The sequence below is a fragment of the Pseudomonas sihuiensis genome, from assembly GCF_900106015.1.
Taxonomy (GTDB): domain Bacteria; phylum Pseudomonadota; class Gammaproteobacteria; order Pseudomonadales; family Pseudomonadaceae; genus Aquipseudomonas; species Aquipseudomonas sihuiensis.
Map to the genome: position 1 here is coordinate 702,693 of NZ_LT629797.1, position 15,393 is coordinate 718,085.

12 protein-coding genes and 1 pseudogene are annotated in these 15,393 nt (G+C 63.5%); 4 read left to right on the forward strand and 9 right to left on the reverse strand.

Annotated features, from left to right (window positions below; genetic code table 11):
* Window positions 1-63: 63 nt before the first annotated feature.
* From speB to BLT86_RS03515, 6 genes are all read right to left on the reverse strand, one after another.
* A complete protein-coding gene (gene speB, locus BLT86_RS03490; RefSeq protein WP_017677418.1) occupies window positions 64-1,023 on the reverse strand; it encodes an agmatinase in 960 nt (319 codons plus the stop codon).
* 146 nt (window positions 1,024-1,169) lie between these two features.
* Window positions 1,170-1,892, reverse strand: a complete 723-nt coding sequence (locus BLT86_RS03495; RefSeq protein ID WP_092374666.1) for a class II aldolase/adducin family protein — start codon at window positions 1,890-1,892, stop codon at window positions 1,170-1,172.
* On the reverse strand, window positions 1,889-3,403 hold the full coding sequence (locus BLT86_RS03500) for an amino acid ABC transporter permease/ATP-binding protein (protein WP_092374669.1): 1,515 nt from the start codon (window positions 3,401-3,403) through the stop codon (window positions 1,889-1,891). The genes BLT86_RS03495 and BLT86_RS03500 overlap by 4 nt, the downstream gene beginning before the upstream one ends.
* Before the next feature lie 125 nt (window positions 3,404-3,528).
* Complete coding sequence (locus BLT86_RS03505; protein ID WP_092374671.1) at window positions 3,529-4,335, reverse strand: ABC transporter substrate-binding protein; 807 nt, start codon at window positions 4,333-4,335, stop codon at window positions 3,529-3,531.
* A gap of 42 nt (window positions 4,336-4,377) precedes the next feature.
* Window positions 4,378-5,418 (reverse strand): isopenicillin N synthase family dioxygenase, encoded by a 1,041-nt coding sequence (locus BLT86_RS03510; protein WP_092374674.1) that lies wholly within the window; start codon window positions 5,416-5,418, stop codon window positions 4,378-4,380.
* Between the two features lie 9 nt (window positions 5,419-5,427).
* Window positions 5,428-6,270, reverse strand: coding sequence for a sugar phosphate isomerase/epimerase family protein (locus BLT86_RS03515; protein WP_092374677.1), 843 nt, complete (start codon window positions 6,268-6,270; stop codon window positions 5,428-5,430).
* Window positions 6,271-6,691: 421 nt separating this feature from the next.
* On the opposite strand from BLT86_RS03515, the gene BLT86_RS03520 reads away from it, so the two are divergent.
* From BLT86_RS03520 to BLT86_RS03530, 4 genes and pseudogenes are all read left to right on the forward strand, one after another.
* The gene (locus BLT86_RS03520; protein ID WP_017677412.1) at window positions 6,692-7,585 is read left to right on the forward strand and encodes a LysR family transcriptional regulator; all 894 of its coding nucleotides are present in this window, start codon (window positions 6,692-6,694) and stop codon (window positions 7,583-7,585) included.
* A gap of 117 nt (window positions 7,586-7,702) precedes the next feature.
* A pseudogene (locus BLT86_RS26335) lies at window positions 7,703-7,984 on the forward strand (PAS domain-containing protein); the annotation flags it as partial.
* Window positions 7,985-8,227: 243 nt separating this feature from the next.
* Window positions 8,228-9,268, forward strand: coding sequence for a methyl-accepting chemotaxis protein (locus BLT86_RS03525; RefSeq protein ID WP_408003028.1), 1,041 nt, complete (start codon window positions 8,228-8,230; stop codon window positions 9,266-9,268).
* Between the two features lie 81 nt (window positions 9,269-9,349).
* Window positions 9,350-9,943 (forward strand): tRNA-uridine aminocarboxypropyltransferase, encoded by a 594-nt coding sequence (locus tag BLT86_RS03530; RefSeq protein WP_017677410.1) that lies wholly within the window; start codon window positions 9,350-9,352, stop codon window positions 9,941-9,943.
* A gap of 127 nt (window positions 9,944-10,070) precedes the next feature.
* On the opposite strand, the gene BLT86_RS03535 is transcribed toward BLT86_RS03530, so the two are convergent.
* Genes BLT86_RS03535 through BLT86_RS03545 form a run of 3 tightly spaced genes read right to left on the reverse strand, consistent with a single transcriptional unit; the run spans window position 10,071 to window position 14,981 of the window.
* Complete coding sequence (locus BLT86_RS03535; protein ID WP_017677409.1) at window positions 10,071-11,429, reverse strand: HlyD family type I secretion periplasmic adaptor subunit; 1,359 nt, start codon at window positions 11,427-11,429, stop codon at window positions 10,071-10,073.
* Window positions 11,430-11,441: 12 nt separating this feature from the next.
* On the reverse strand, window positions 11,442-13,592 hold the full coding sequence (locus tag BLT86_RS03540; protein WP_086005924.1) for a type I secretion system permease/ATPase: 2,151 nt from the start codon (window positions 13,590-13,592) through the stop codon (window positions 11,442-11,444).
* A gap of 33 nt (window positions 13,593-13,625) precedes the next feature.
* Window positions 13,626-14,981, reverse strand: a complete 1,356-nt coding sequence (locus BLT86_RS03545) for a TolC family outer membrane protein (RefSeq protein WP_021490009.1) — start codon at window positions 14,979-14,981, stop codon at window positions 13,626-13,628.
* Window positions 14,982-15,393: the final 412 nt, after the last annotated feature.

Here is a 15,393-nt window from a genome sequence, read left to right on the forward strand (position 1 = left end):
GATTGTTTTTGTATGTACCGGGCGCCTCGCGGGGCGCCCGGGCGGAGCAGTAAAAGCCGACGGTCAGCGACGCTGAACCCCCGGAAGCACGCAGAGCATTTCGTACAGCAGGTTGGCGCCGAGCAACGAGGTGTTGCCGGTGGTGTCGTAGGGCGGGGAGACCTCGACCAGATCGCCACCGATCAGGTCCAGGCCCTGGCAACCACGGATGATCTCGATGGCCTGGATGGTGGTCAGACCGCCGATTTCCGGGGTGCCGGTGCCGGGTGCCCAGGCCGGGTCGATGCCGTCGATGTCGAAGGACAGATACACCGGGCCGCCACCGACCTGCTCGCGCACTTCGGCCATCAGCGGCTCCAGCGACTTGTGCCAGCACTCCTCGGCCTGCACCACGCGGAAACCCTGCTTGCGGCTCCAGTTGAAGTCCTCGGCGGTATAACCCTGGGCGCGCAGGCCGATCTGCACCACGCGCTGGCTGTCGAGCAGGCCTTCTTCCTGGGCGCGGCGGAAGGTGGTGCCGTGGGCGATCTTCTCACCGAACATATGGTCGTTGACGTCGGCGTGGGCGTCGATATGCACCAGGCCGATCTTGCCGTACTTCTTGTGCAGGGCACGCAGGATCGGCAGGGTGATGGTGTGGTCGCCACCCAGGGTCAGCGGTTTGATGCCGAGTTCGACGATCTCGTCGTAGGCCTCTTCGATGATGCGCACGGCGTCGAGCAGGTTGAAGGTGTTGATCGCCACGTCGCCGATATCGGCCACGTTGAGCGAGTCGAAAGGAGCGGCACCGGTGGCCATGTTGTACGGGCGGATCATCACCGACTGGGCGCGGATCTCACGTGGGCCGAAGCGAGTGCCGGAGCGTAGTGAGGTGCCGATGTCCAGCGGCACGCCGACGAAGGCGGCGTCGAGCTGGCGTTTTTCCTCGGTGCTCTGGATGTGGGGCAGGCGCATCATGGTGGCGATGCCGCCGAAGCGGGGCATTTCATTGCCGCCCAGGGGCTGGTGGAAGGTCTTGTCCATGGGTGGGCCTCAGGCTCGTTCTGGTTGTGGCCGGATTCTTGGCCGGCCAGGCGCTGGGAAAAATCGGCTGGGGCAAAAACTTACTTCAGGATTGTTTGAAGTAAGGCTGTAAGCCCCGGTTCATAAGGTGCGGCGTGGCGTGCGCGTCAGTCGCGGTAGCTGGGATCGAGGCGATCGAGCCTGCGCAGCCAGGCCTGCCAGATCAGCTGGCGCTGCCATTCGGCACCCTGCAACTGCTCGCAGGCGTGCTGCGCCAGGTGCGCGGGAATCTCGCTGCAGGGCTGGCCACCGCCAGTGGCAGCGAGCTGGATCTCGCAGGCGCGGTTCAGGTAATGCATGACGTAGAAGGCGTCGGCGACGCTGGCGCCGACGCTGAGCAGGCCGTGGTGGCGCAGCAGCAGGGCGATGTTGTCGCCCAGCGAGGCCTGGATACGTGTACGTTCGTCCAGATCCAGCGCCACGCCTTCATAGGCGTGGTAACCCAGGCGCCCGTGGAATTCGGTGCTGATCTGGTTGAGCTGCAGCAGGCCGGCGTCCTGAGCGGCCACCGCCATACCGGCCAGGGTATGGGTGTGGATCACGCAGTGGGCGTCGTCGCGGGCCATGTGCACGGCGCTGTGGATGGTGAAGCCGGCGACGTTGTAGTCGGCGTTGCCCTCGACCACCTTGCCGTGCATGTCCACCACGATCAGGTCGCTGGCGCGGATCTCCTCGAAGAACAGGCCGAAGGGATTGATTAAAAAGCGCGGCTCGCCGTCGCCTGGCAGGCGCACGGAAAAGTGCGTGTAGAGGGTGTCGTCCCAGCCGAACAGGGCAGCCAGGCGATAGGCCGCGGCCAGGTCGCGGCGCAGGGTGGCGATATCGTTCATGCGTTCTCCAGGCCGATGAAACGGCGTACACGTTCGTGGTTGCCGCTGCGGATGGCGTCGGGCGAGGCGTCGAGCTGGACGTGGCCGTTTTCCATGAACAGCACGCGGTCGGAAATCGACAGGGCGAAGTCCATCTCGTGGGTGACGATCAGCATGGTCATGCCCTCGCGGGCCAGGTCGCGGATCACCGCGAGCACGTCGCCGACCAGTTCCGGGTCGAGCGCCGAGGTGGGCTCGTCGAACAGCATGATGTCCGGCTTCATCGCCAGGGCTCGGGCGATGGCCACGCGCTGCTGCTGGCCACCGGAGAGCTGGTGCGGGTACTTGTTGGCGTGGGCCAGCAGGCCGACCTTGTCCAGCAGCGCCAGTGCCTGCCGGCGCAGGTCGGCGGTATCGCCCAGGCCGTGGTAGCGCGGCGCGAGCAGCACATTGTCGAGAATGGTGCGGTGCGGGAACAGGTTGAAGCTCTGGAACACCATGCCGATGCGCCGCACGCCTTCGCGCTGGCGGCGGTTCTCGGGGCGGTCGCCGGCTTGGATGAACGACTCGCCGAACAGCACGATCTCGCCTTGGTCGATGCTTTCCAGGCCGTTGATGGTGCGGATCAGCGAGGTCTTGCCGGAGCCGGACGGGCCGATGATGGAGATCACCTCGCCGGGCTGCACGCTCAGGTCGATGCCCTTGAGCACATGGTGGTCGCCGTAGTGCTTGTGGATGTTGCTGAGGTGCAGCGCCGCCGGGGTACCGGGCTGGCGCGCCTGCGCGCCGCCGGCCGTCACCTGCGGCAGGCTGCTGCGCAGCTCGGCCATCTGGGCCTCACCCAGGGTGCTCGGTTTACGCCGGCCAAGGTCGAGATGACGCTCCAGATACTGCAGGCCCCAGCCGAACAGGCTGACGATCAGCACGTAGTACACGGCCACGGCGCCGAGGGTTTCCAGCACCAGGAAGTTCTGCGCGTAGAGGCGTTGGCCCACCAGCAGCAGCTCGCTGAGGGAGATCACCGAGACCAGCGAGGTCAGCTTGACGATGGTGACGTACTCGTTGGTCAGGGTCGGCAGGGCGATGCGAAAGGCCTGCGGCACCACGATGAGCCGTTGCGCGCCGATGCGGCCGATGCCCAAAGCGCGGGCCGCCTCGCGCTGACCTTTGGCCACCGAGAGCAGGCCGCCGCGGTGAATCTCCGCCATGTACGCCGCTTCGGTCAGCACCAGGGCGAACAGGCCGGCATAGAACGGGTTGGACAGCACCTTGCCGCTGGCCGGGATGAGTTGTGGCAGGTTGTAGACGAAGATCAGCAGCACCAGCAGCGGTACGCTGCGAAAGAACCACACGTAGATCGCGGCTGGCGCACTGAGCCAGCGGCTGGCGGCCTGCTTGGCACTGGCCAGGCCGAAGCCCAGCACCAGACCGAGCAGCCAGGCCAGGCTGCTGAGTTTGACCACCGTCCAGCACGCGGCCCAGAAGGCCGGCATGGAAAACAGGGAGAAGAAATAGCTCCATTCGAACGGCATATGGGGCACCTGCTACTCAAGCCGAAAAAAGGCCGCTGGCCTGATCAAGCACCGGCCAGCGGGGTGAAGCGGTCATGCCATGCAGCGCCCGTGGGTGAGCCATAAGGCTTATCCACGGGTTGGTTTCAGGCTTCTTCCAGGTTGTATTTCTTCAGCAACTCGCTGTACTCGCCGCTGGCCTTGAACTCGTCCAGCGCGGCTTTCAGGGCGTCGAGCAACTGGGCGTTGCCTTTTTTCACGTAGATGCCCAGCACCTGCGGATAGATCGAGCCCTTGGAGCTGATGGCGATACGGCCTTTGGCACGTTCGACGATGCGCAGCGAGGCGGCGTCGATCTCCAGGTGTGCCTGGATATGGCCGGAGAGCAGCGCCTGGGTGGTTTCGGCGGTGGTCGGGTACTGGTTGATGGTGATGGCGCCGGCGCCTTGCTCCTTGCAGTAGCCGTCGGAGACTTTCTGCAGTGCCGGAATCCATGAGGTGCCCTGTTGCAGACCAACGGTCATGCCGCACAGTTCTTCGGGGGTAGCCGGTTTCTTTTCGGCGTCGCTGCGTACCATGATCGCCGCACCGGTTTTGGCGTAGGGAATGGCATCGGCTTTCTCCAGGCGCTCGGGGAGGATGTACATGCCGGAGATGATGGTGTCGAAACGGCCCGCGTCGAGGCCGAGGATCAGGTTGGGAAAGGTGATGTCGCTGAAGCTCGCCTCCAGGCCCAGACGCTTGGCCAGCGCTGCGGAAACCTCCGGGTCGAAGCCGAGCACCTTGTCGCCTTCGTAGTATTCGAACGGTGGGTAGGAAATCTCCATGCCCACCTTCAACTCGCCGCTGGCGAGGGTCTTGGGCGTTTCTGCGGCGTGGGCGGTGCTGAACAGGCCAGCGAGGGTGCAGGCCAGAGCCAGGGCGGTGGTGCGCAGCGGTTTACGGGTTGTCATTGTTTATCTCCGGGTCAGGGCTTGTGTTGGCAGCGTGGAAAGTCACAGCGCACTCGGCTGGTGCTTCAGGTGGCCGAAGCTGGACGGTGCGCGGGCGCGTTCGGGCAGCTGCAACTGGCCGTCCTCGACGCGCTTCTTGAGGTATTGGTAGGTCTGCAGCGCCTGGCTCCACATGTGTTCGCCGATGCTGATGGTTTCGTAGCTCTGGCCGGTGGCCTCGAACTGCGGCAGCGGGCGGATCTGCGTGTGGTAGTCGCAGGCATAGAAGAAGGGGAAGGAGTAGCGCTCCTGGCTGACCTTGCGCACACGGTGCGAGGTGGCGACGAAGGTGCCGGCGCTCATCACCTCGAGCATGTCGCCGATGTTGACGACGAAGGTACCCTCGCGCGGCGGTGCGTCGATCCACTGGCCGAGGTCGTTCATCACCTCCAGCCCCGGGCGGTCGGCGAGCAGGATGGTGAAGCACTCATAGTCGGTGTGGGCGCCGATGCCGGGGGCATCCTGGGCGTCGCCGTCGAAGGGGTAGTGGATCAGGCGCAGCTTCGACGGCGGGAAGTTGGCCATCTCGTCGAAGGTGTTTTCCGGCACGCCGAGGGCCAGGGCGAAGCCACGGAACAGCATGCGACCAAGCTGGAAGATGCGCGCGTAGTAGGCCTGCACCGCTTCCTTGAAAATGGGCAGCGTTGGCCAGTCGTTGGGCCCCAGCAGCGGCGTGCCGGCCAGCACCAGCGGGTTGTCGGCGGGGACTTCGAAACCGATGTCGAAGGCTTCCTTGTGGTCCGGCTTGCCAGCGCCGTAGCGTTCCTCTCCCTCGGGCACGAAGCCCTTGTGGCTGGCCGAGGTGCCGATGTAGTGGCGCATCTTGGCGTCCAGGGGCTGGGCGAAATAGTCCTCGGCGGCGCGGTGCAGGCCATCGATCAGCGTCTGCTCGATGCCATGGCCGCTGATGTAGAGAAAGCCCACCTCACGGGCGGCGCGGCCCAGGTTCTCGGCCACGGCCAGGCGCTCGGCCGGGTCGCTGCTGAACAGGCCGGCGATGTCGACCACGGGGATTTCGGTGAAATGCTTGGCGTTGTTGTTCATCACGGCTCCTCAGCGACTGGTGAAACGGTGGAAGTGCTGGCGCTCGCAGCGCGCCATCCACTGGTTGAGCTGCCACAGGTCGGCCACCGGCATGTCGGTGAAGGGCAGGTGGTGCAGGTAGCCGTCCGGGCCGAATTCGGGGGTCAGGGTGGTGGTCTGCAGGCCGCGTTTTTCCTGGCTGCTCCAGATGCTTTCCCAGTGGCGCTGGTGGAAGGCCAGTACCTCGGCGTATTCCGGGGCGCCGGGGTGCGGCACCTGCGGGCCTTGGTCGTAGCCCACGCGAGCCTGGATGTGGTCGACCCGCTCGATAAAGGCGGAAAGGTCGTCTGCGGGATCGTCGAGCAGGCGCTCGCAGGTCACCAGCCAGTGGCTGATGTCGCTGGTGAAGCGCAGTTCGGGCACCTGGCGAATCACGTCGAGAGTGACCCAGGGGCTGTACAGCGAGCGGCCGCGATGAATTTCGAAGCACACGCGCAGACCGCTGGCCGAGGCCAGTTCGACGGCTCGGGCGAAGAAGTCGACCTGCTCACTCAGCGCCCAGCGATCATTGCCGGGCAGCACGTTGACCAGGCGCGGGCCGAGTTCGGCGGCCCAGTCGAGCTTCATGCGCAGGTCTTCGAGGTGCACCTGCGGGCTGTCGCTCTGACGTGGCAGAACCGGGGTGGAGGTGAACAGGGTGGCGATATAGGGGACATTCTGCTCGCGCAGCAGACGGGCATTGATGGCGCGCTGCGCGGCGGTCTCGGGGATGCGCGCTTCGATACCGTCGAAGCCGGCACCGAGCGCTTCGTCGAGCGCTTGCTGCCAACTGCCGCGGTAACCCCAGAGGGTGCGGAAGATTTCCAGTCGCATGGCCGTCTCCTGAAGAGGACGAAGGTCAGCGGCAGATTGGCAAGGGGCGTGGTGTGGCGCCCGGTGGCGGCCGATTCGAGTCGGCGCCTGGTTATGGCAGCATTGTTGGCTCAGCCTGCGAATGGTTTAAATCGCATCGAACAAATACTTAGTTCAGTGATTGCTGAACTATTGATACGCCATGCGCTGCCCCGGATTTCATTCGGGTACTAAGCTAGCGCCGCTCCGTAGGATGCGCCGCGCGCACCTGTTGTTTCGTCGGTCTGTGCCTAGAGCAGGGCGGTGTAGTCTTGTAGCCCGGATGCAATCCGGGGAAATAGGCTGGCTGTTGTCCCGGATTTCATCCGGGCTACGTTTGCTGGATGTGCCAGGCCAGGGCAGGGCGCTACACTGGCGCTCCGTTCCTCTGCCGTGCGCCGCCATGTCCCTCGCTTTACCCGACCTGAAACTGCTGAAGATCTTTGTCGCCGTGGTGCGTCATCAGGGCTTCGCCGCCGCGCAGCAGGAACTGAACCTGTCCACTTCTGCGATCAGCACCTACATGAGCCAGCTGGAAAGCCAGCTTGGCATTGTGCTTTGCCATCGAGGCCGCGGCGGCTTCAGCCTGACCAGCAAGGGCGAGCTGTTTCACCAGGAAACCCTGCGCCTGCTCGGCGAACTGGAAGGTTTCGAGCGCTATTCGGCGGCGCTCAAGGGCGAGTTGCGCGGCACCCTCAACCTCGGTGTGCTGGACTCCACGGTCAGCGATCCGGCCCTGCCATTGGCCGAGGTGATCGGCGCCTACAGCCAGGAGCACCCTGGCGTGCATCTGCACCTGTCGGTGATGAGCCCTTATGAGCTGCAACTGGCGGTGCTGGACAATCGTCTGGATCTGGCCATCGGTGCTTTCTCCACGCGCATGAACGGCCTGGTCTACCAGCCGTTGTATCGCGAGCAACACTGGCTGTATTGCAGCGAGCGGCATGCCCTGTTCGAGCAGAGACGGATACCCGAAGAACTGATCACCCAGCAACGCATGGTGGGCCGTGGCTACTGGAGCCAGGCCGAACTGGCACGCCATGGTTTCAAGCACAGTGCGGCCACGGTGGAGTCGATGGAGGCGCAGCTGATTCTGGTGCTCTCTGGCGCCTACATCGGCTATCTGCCGGAGCACTACGCCCAGCCCTGGGTGGATCAGGGCAAGCTGCGGGTATTGCTGCCAGCGGTATTTGGCTACCAGGCACCGTTCTCGCTGATCCTGCGCCGAGGGCGTACTCGCGAGCCGCTGATTCAGACCTTTCGCGATTTGCTCAAAACGCAACTGAATCAAATCTGAAACAGGGTCGTCTTTCTCCTCCGAAAGGCTTAGAGCCTGCAACTGGCGCGGTTATTAGGCTGTGCTAGTACTTATTCATACGTCTGTACCAACTTCAATTCGAACAGGGAAGCCTCGATGTGCCAGAACCTGCCCGTGACTCAGCGGGAAAGAACCTTCCCCGCTGATGAACGCCTGATTTCCACCACCGACCTCAACAGCAAGATCACCTATTGCAATGACGCCTTCGTCGAGATCAGCGGCTTCACCCGCGAGGAGCTGATCGGCCAGCCGCACAACCTCGTGCGCCACCCGGACATGCCGCCAGCGGTGTTCGGCCATATGTGGGACACCATCAAGCAGGGCAAACCCTGGATGGGCATCGTCAAGAACCGCTCGAAGAATGGCGATTTCTATTGGGTCAGTGCCTACGTCACGCCCGTCTACGAGAACGGCCGAATTTCCGGCTACGAGTCGGTACGCTCATTGCCAACCGAGGCCCAGAAACGTCGTGCCGAAGCCCTCTATGCCCGTCTGCGGGCCGGCAAACCACCGGTGCCGAAGCTGGAGTACTGGACCTACGATTTGCTGCGCTCCTGGCCACTGATCGCCGCGTCGCTGCTGATCGTTGCGGCGCACTGGGTGGTTTCTGGCTGGCCGTTGATGGCTTTTATCGTGCTGACACTGTTCGCGCTGGGTTCCTACCAGCTTTATCGGACTCGGCAGCTGATTCGCCGCACCCTGGCGGATCATCCGAAAGCCTTTACCAGCGGCCTGGTGGCGCTGACCTACAGCGACAACCGTGGTGCCCAGGCGTTGCTGGATATGGCGATGATCAGTGAGGAGGCGCGCTTGCAGACGGCGCTGACGCGACTGGAGGATGCTGGCGAGAACGTCAAGAAGCGCGCCACGCAGTCCGCCGAGTTGTCGCAATCCAGCGCGCAGATGCTCGATCAACAGCGTGCCGAGACCGATCAATCGGCCACGGCCATCAACCAGATGGCAGCGACCATTCAGGAAGTCGCGCACAACGTGCAGAACACCTCGCATGCTGCCGAAGAGGCGGATCGCCTGGCACGTGAGGGGCGTGATCTGGCTGTAGGCAGCCTTGACTCCATGCGCCAGATGGCCAAGGCGGTCAACGATATTGGTCAGGCGGTCAACGAACTGGCCAACTCCACGCAGTCCATCGGCAGTGTGGCTGACGTGATCACCTCGATCGCCGAGCAGACCAACCTCTTGGCGCTCAACGCTGCCATCGAGGCCGCGCGCGCAGGGGAGCAGGGTCGCGGTTTTGCAGTGGTGGCCGATGAAGTGCGTTCGCTGGCTTCGCGTACGCGCCAGTCCACCGAGCAGATTCACCAGATCATCGCTGACCTGCGTGCCGGTGCCGAGCGTGCGGTGGTCACGGCGGGCAAGGGCGAGGACATTTCCCGTGGCAGCGTGCAAAGCGTGGAGTCGGTACGCGATGCGCTGGAGGGCATCAGCTCTGCAGTGACGCGCATCACCAATATGAGTCAGCAGATGGCTGCGGCTTCCGAAGAGCAGAGCCACGTGGCCGAGGACATCAGCCGGCAGATCACTCGTATCGCTCAGCTTTCCGATCACAGTGCTGGGCAGGCGCATCAGGGCGCGGCCATCAGCCGCGAGCTGGAGGAAATGGCCGATTACCTGCACAGTCTGGCGGAGCGCTTCAACCGCTGACTCTGAAGCCGGATGCAGTCTGGGGGGCCCGGATTGCAGCCGGGCTACGCGAGTTCGAGCCGTTCTGGCACACTGCGCGGCATGCCTCGTCCGACCTGCTCCCGCTGCCAGCGCCCGCTTGGCCACTGCCTCTGCCTGCTGATTCCCGACCTCGAGAGTCGTACTCGTGTGCTCATCCTGCAGCACCCGAGCGAAGTCGGCCATGCCCTCAATACCGCTCGCCTGGCTGCGCTTGGCTTGCGCAACGCGGAGCTGCGCGTCGGTGAGGTATTCGATGATCTGCCGCAACTGCTCGCGCAGTCTGATTATCGCGCCTGCCTGCTGTTTCCCGGTGAAGAGTCCGTCGCTCTGAGTGCTTATGCACCTGACGAGAAACCCTTGCTGTTGGTGGTACCCGACGGCACCTGGCGCAAGGCGCGCAAGCTGCTGCATCTCAACCCGCTCCTGGCGGCGTTGCCGCGCGTGAGCCTGGGAGCCGTGGCCCCGTCGCGCTACCGTCTGCGCAAGGCGCCGGAAGAGGGGGCGCTGTCGACCATCGAGGCGATCGTTGCCGCGCTGGATGTGCTGGAGGCGCCACGGCGTTTCGACGCGCTGCTGCGGCCCTTCGATGCGCTGATCGAAGGCCAGATCGCGGCGATGGGAGAAGAGGTGTTCACCCGCAATCACCGGCGCTAGGGCGGTGCGCACGGCGCACCCTACGAAATCGCTTCGGCCGCGTAGCCCGGATGTAATCCGGGGAGATTGTGCGTCTCGATAATCAATCCCGGATTTCATCCGGGCTACGCGCGTGAACGGCAGGTGTTCAACGCTCGCGCATGGCTTCCGAGCGGGCCTTGAGCACGGGCTTGAGCAGGTAGGCCAGTACGCTCTTCTCGCCGGTGATGATGTCTACCGTGGCGACCATGCCGGGGATGATCAGCAGCGGGTGTTCCTCGCCACCGAGGTGGCTTTTGTCGGTGCGCACATGGATCAGGTAGAAGCTGTTGCCTTCCTCGTCGGTGATGGTGTCGGCGCTTATCAGCTCGAGGTTGGCCTTGAGCCCGCCGTAGATGGTGTAGTCGTAAGCGGTGAACTTGACCATGGCTTTCTGCCCAGGATGCAAGAAGGCCACGTCCTGCGGGCGGACCTTGGCTTCGATCAGCAGGCTGTCGTCCAGCGGTACGATCTCCAGCATGTCGCTGCCCGGCTGCACCACGCCACCAATGGTGTTGACCTTGAGCTGTTTGATCACCCCACGCACCGGCGAGGTCACGGTGGTCCGGGTCACCTTGTCCTGGATGGCGACGCTGGTGGCGGTGATCTTTTGCAGCTCTGTGCGTAATTCGTTGAGCTCCTTGAAGGCCTCGGCGCGAAATGCCAGCTCGGACTCCTCCATCTTGCTCTTGATCTCGCTCATAGCCGCTTCGGCGCGTGGGATCGCCAGGTTGGTGGCCTCCAGCGAGCCGCGTACTTCCACCACGCTGCGGCGCAGACGCAACACCTCGACCTCGGAAATGGCGCCCGAGGCCACCAGAGGTTGCGACATGTTCAGCTCCTGCTGCAACAGGCCGAGACTGGAACGGTATTGCTGGGCCTTGGAGCGAAATTCGGCGAGCTCTTGCTCCTTTTGCCGCAGTTGTTCGCCCAATGTGCGCTGCTCGCTGCGCAGTCGTTGCTGGCGCGAGCGATACAGAGCCAACTGGTCTTCGGCCAGCTGTGGCGCGTCGCGGGTGATTTCTTCGGGCAGTTGCGGTTCGCGGCCTTCGGCCTCGGCGCTCAGTCGTTCGAGACGGGCGATGAGCGCCAGTCGATCCGCTTCGGTTTCCCCGCGATTGGAGAGAAAACGCGTGTCATCCAGTCGCAGCAGGGTATCGCCCTTGTCCACCACCTGGCCTTCGCGCACGAAGATCTCACTGACGATGCCGCCCTCCAGGTTCTGGATCACCTGCACCTTGCTCGACGGAATGGCCTTGCCTTCGCCGGTGGTGACCTCTTCCAGTACGGCGAAATTTGCCCAGACTAGCGCCGCCAGCAGGCAGGCGCTGACCACCCAGATCGTGGCGCGGCTGAGCCAGGGCGAGTCTTCCAGAATGGCGCCTTCGACTTCCGGCATGAACTCGGTGTCCTGGCGTTTCTCGCGCAGGCTGCTGAAGTAGTTGCCGAGGCTCTGGGTCGCTTGCATCGCTCGTCGCTCCTACAGGCTGGCCGGGCCGACGCGGCCCTTGCGCAAGGCTTCGATCACCGCTTCCTTCGGCCCGTCCGCCACCACATGGCCGTTGTCCAGCACGGCCAGGCGATCCACCAGGCTGAGCATGGAGGCACGATGGGTGATGAGGATCAGCGTCTTGCCCTGCACCCACTTGTGCAGGCGCTGGCGCAGCAGGTCTTCGCTGGTGTTGTCCATGGCGCTGGTGGGTTCGTCGAGCACCAGGATTGGCGGGTCGAGCAACAGTGCACGGGCCAGCAACACGGCCTGGCGCTGGCCACCGGAGAGCAGTTGGCCGCGTTCGCCTACCGGGCGGTCGAAGCCTTGCGGGTGCTGGCGGGCCAGGTCCACCACGCCGGTGAGCTCGGCGACTTCTAGCATGCGCGCGTCGCTGATGTAACGGGCGCCGAGGGTCAGGTTGTCGCGCAGGCTGCCGGCTAGCAGTGGCAGGTCGTGGGCGACGTAGCCGATCTGATGGCGCAGGTCGGCGACGTCGAGTTGGCGCAGGTCGAGGTTGTCCAGCAGGATCTGTCCTTCGTCGGCGCTGTAGAAGGCCATCAGCAGTCGCGCCAGGGTGCTCTTGCCCGAACCGCTGCGACCGATGATGCCGAGGCGTTCGCCAGCGCCCAGGCGCAGGCTGACGTTGTTCAGCGCCGGTGCACTCTGGCCGGGGTAGGTGAAACTGATCTGCCGTACCTCCAGTGCCCCCTTGAGCTGGGTGCGATCCAGCGGCTGCTGCTTGTCCTGACGCTCCTGCGGCAGGGCCATCAGGGCATCGGTGCTGGTCATGGTCAGGCGTGCCTGCTGGTAGCGGGTGATCAGCCCGGCGATCTGTCCCAGTGGGGCGAGGATGCGACTACCGAGCATGTAGCAGGCCACCAGCGCACCGACGCTGAGATTGCCGGCGATGATCAGATAGACCCCCGCGACGATGGTGGCCATGCCGGCGAACTGCTGCAGGAACAGGGTGCCGTTGGTGGCCAGCGAGGCGAGGAATTTTGCATGGCCGTCCAGGCGGGTGAGGGCGCCATGGGTTTGCTCCCATTGGTGCTGGCGCTCGCTTTCGGCACCACAGGCCTTGAGCGTTTCCAGGCCACCGAGGGTTTCGATCAGCAGCGCCTGGCGTTGCGAGCCAAGCTGCAGGCTTCTTTGCACCGTGTCGCGCAGGCGTGCCTGAATGATGTAGGCGAACAGCGCGGTGATGGGGAAGGCCAACAGCGGGATGAACACCAGCGGGCCGCCGATCAGCCCGATCACCAGCAGCATCAGCAGGGAGAAGGGCAGATCGATCAGGCTGGTCAGCGTCACTGCGGTGAGAAAGTCGCGCAGCCCCTGAAAATCATGAATGCTTTGTGCAAAACCGCCCACGCTGGCCGGCCGCGCCTTCATCGACATGCCGGTGATGCGCTCGAACAAGGTGGCCGACAGCACCACGTCGGTCTTCTTGCCTGCCGTGTCGAGCAGGTGCGCGCGCAGCACCTTGAGCAGCAGTTCGAAACCGGTGCCGATAAACAGGCCGATGGCCAACACCCAGAGCGTTGCGGTCGCCTGGTTGGGCACTACACGGTCGTAGGTCTGCATCACGAACAGCGGCACCATCAGGCCCAGCAGGTTGATCAGCAGGCTGGCCAGGACGGCATCGGTGTAGAGCCAGCGCGACAGCTTGAGGGTGTCGCGAAACCAGGCTTCGATGCGTGGCACCAGCGGCGTGCGGGCTTCTTCCAGCTGATGTCGAGGGCGGGCAAAAAAGGCCCGGCCGCTGTACTCGGCGGCCAGTTGTTCACGGCTGACCCATTGTTCGCCGCCATCGGTCTCGCAGGGCAGTATCTGCGCCTGCTGCTTCGGCCCCCACTGGCGCAGGACCGCACAGCGACCGTCCTTGAGCAGCAGCAGGACTGGCAGGTTGAGGGCGGAAATGCTGGCAAGCTCGCGCTGTAGCAGGCGCCCCTGCAGCCCGGCCCGTGCCGCAGCACGCGGCAGCAGGTCGGGGCTCATGCGTTGCTCCGGCATGGGCAGGCCGGCACTGAGGGTGCCACGGCTGGCCGAGCAGCCATGTAGCCGGCAGAGGATCAACAAACCATCCAGCAGCGGATCGTCGTGACTGAGCCGCGGATCACTGGACGGGCCTGGCCGTTCCATGGTGGTCAATTTCTACTACTCCTCACGCCGGTACTACTTCATATCCGGCAAGCGTGCCTCGCTCTTCACTTCAGTGAGGGCTACAGCTTCTGCCGGGACTACGACCTGTTGCTGGCGCAACAGATCACCCATTGCCGCAACGACGCGGTACATCGAGAACTCTTCGCCGTAGCGCACCTCGGTGTAACGACGGTTGGCGGTGAACAGCTCGTTTTCGCTGTCGAGCAGGTCGAGCAAGGTGCGTTGGCCCAGGCTGAACTGCTGCTGGTAGGCCTCGCGAACCCGTGAGGTGTAGTCCGCGTAATCACGCGCCTTGGGGGTTTGCAGGCGCGCGTTCTCCATGGCGTTCCAGGCCAGCGAGAGGTTCTCGTTGAGCACGCGCAGCGCGTTGTTGCGGATGTCCATCGACTCGTTGATCTGGTGCGCAGCCGACTGCAGCCGAGCCTTGTCGCGCATGCCGTTGAACAGGTTGTAGTTCATCACCACGGCAGCTCGCCAGGTGTTGTAGTGACCCTCATCGCCCTGCACGTTGTCATCGGCCGAGGTCGCCAGCTCCAGATCGAAGCGTGGGTAGAATGGCGACTTGGCTACCTCGTACTGCTTCTCGGCGGCGTTGACGTCAGCCTGCGCTGACTTCAGGAAGGGGTTGTTGTCCATCACGGTCTGCCGCGCAGCGAGCAGATCGGCAGGCATGCCGCCTCTGATCGATGCCGGGCTTTCCAGCTGATCCGGCAGACGGCCCACGGCACTGAAGAAGCTGGCTTCGGCATCGGCCAGGTTGACCTCTTCGGTGTAGAGGTTGTTCTGCGCCAGTGCCAAGCGAGCTTCGGACTGGTCCAGGTCGGCAGTGCTGCCAACGCCCTGGCGGCTGCGCAAGCCGATCTGATCGTTGATGCGCTGGTGCGCCTGCAGGTTATTGCGCGCCAGGGTGACCATCTCGCGGCGCATCAGCACATCGAGGTACACCTCGACGGTGCGCAGGGCCAGGCTTTCGGACGTACCGAGCAGGCGGTAGGCACGGGAGTTGACCACCGCCTGAGTGCGCGCCACCTCGTTGGGCGTGTTGAACCCGTCGAACAGCATCTGCCGCAGCCGCAGTTCGGCATCGCGGTAGTTCAGGGTCTCCTTGTTGTGATCGCCAAGCGCCCGTGTACTGGGGCTGTCAGTACGTTCCCGGCCATAACCGACCAGCAGATCGACGGTGGGCAGGTAGCCGCCCTTGGCGAATTTCACGTCTTCATCCGATGAGAGTCGGCTATTGGCGGCAGCGTGGATTTCCGGGTGATTGTCCAAGGTGCTCTGAATCGCTTCCGAAAGATTCATGGCTTGCGCCTGACTGCAAACAGTCGCCAAAAGCATGGCGCTCCATAGCGGGGTTAGGGTGCGCATTGGCGTTTCTCCTGACTGATGTTCTTATCCTGTCGCCATAAAACTGGCGTTTTTGCCTGTAAAACCGTTTCAGGCTTGTAACATCAGAGCTAAGAACAACTTTTGGAGAACCTAAGATGTTTTTTTCACAACCTATATTCAGAAAAAATCTTATGAACTCTGCGAAAAGCAGCACATTGTTTGAACCTGTGAGCTGCGCAAGTCCTCATTTTCCGTGGGTTGCGCAGCTGAAATGGGTTGTCAGGCATCACAGGGCGGGGATTCATCTGATGGAGTAGTTCGACGCAGGTTGTAGTGACATTTTTTTGTCATTAGCGTTTTTTGGATTTTGCGCCGTTCCATTTCAATCAGCTGTCTTGGGTTTCTCCTCGGCTTCGAAAAGGTGTTCTGACCCTTTCGGTAGGTACGTGTC

What these genes read in the sequence shown, in the direction of transcription:
- BLT86_RS03535 (WP_017677409.1), bottom strand. Translation starts at nt 11,429, where the DNA reads ATGCAAGCGACCCAGAGCCTCGGCAACTACTTCAGCAGCCTGCGCGAG.
- BLT86_RS03520 (WP_017677412.1), top strand. Translation starts at nt 6,692, where the DNA reads ATGTCCCTCGCTTTACCCGACCTGAAACTGCTGAAGATCTTTGTCGCC.
- BLT86_RS03540 (WP_086005924.1), bottom strand. Translation starts at nt 13,592, where the DNA reads ATGGAACGGCCAGGCCCGTCCAGTGATCCGCGGCTCAGTCACGACGAT.
- BLT86_RS03515 (WP_092374677.1), bottom strand. Translation starts at nt 6,270, where the DNA reads ATGCGACTGGAAATCTTCCGCACCCTCTGGGGTTACCGCGGCAGTTGG.
- BLT86_RS03525 (WP_408003028.1), top strand. Translation starts at nt 8,228, where the DNA reads ATGGCTTTTATCGTGCTGACACTGTTCGCGCTGGGTTCCTACCAGCTT.
- speB (WP_017677418.1), bottom strand. Translation starts at nt 1,023, where the DNA reads ATGGACAAGACCTTCCACCAGCCCCTGGGCGGCAATGAAATGCCCCGC.
- BLT86_RS03530 (WP_017677410.1), top strand. Translation starts at nt 9,350, where the DNA reads ATGCCTCGTCCGACCTGCTCCCGCTGCCAGCGCCCGCTTGGCCACTGC.
- BLT86_RS03505 (WP_092374671.1), bottom strand. Translation starts at nt 4,335, where the DNA reads ATGACAACCCGTAAACCGCTGCGCACCACCGCCCTGGCTCTGGCCTGC.
- BLT86_RS03495 (WP_092374666.1), bottom strand. Translation starts at nt 1,892, where the DNA reads ATGAACGATATCGCCACCCTGCGCCGCGACCTGGCCGCGGCCTATCGC.
- BLT86_RS03545 (WP_021490009.1), bottom strand. Translation starts at nt 14,981, where the DNA reads ATGCGCACCCTAACCCCGCTATGGAGCGCCATGCTTTTGGCGACTGTT.
- BLT86_RS03510 (WP_092374674.1), bottom strand. Translation starts at nt 5,418, where the DNA reads ATGAACAACAACGCCAAGCATTTCACCGAAATCCCCGTGGTCGACATC.
- BLT86_RS03500 (WP_092374669.1), bottom strand. Translation starts at nt 3,403, where the DNA reads ATGCCGTTCGAATGGAGCTATTTCTTCTCCCTGTTTTCCATGCCGGCC.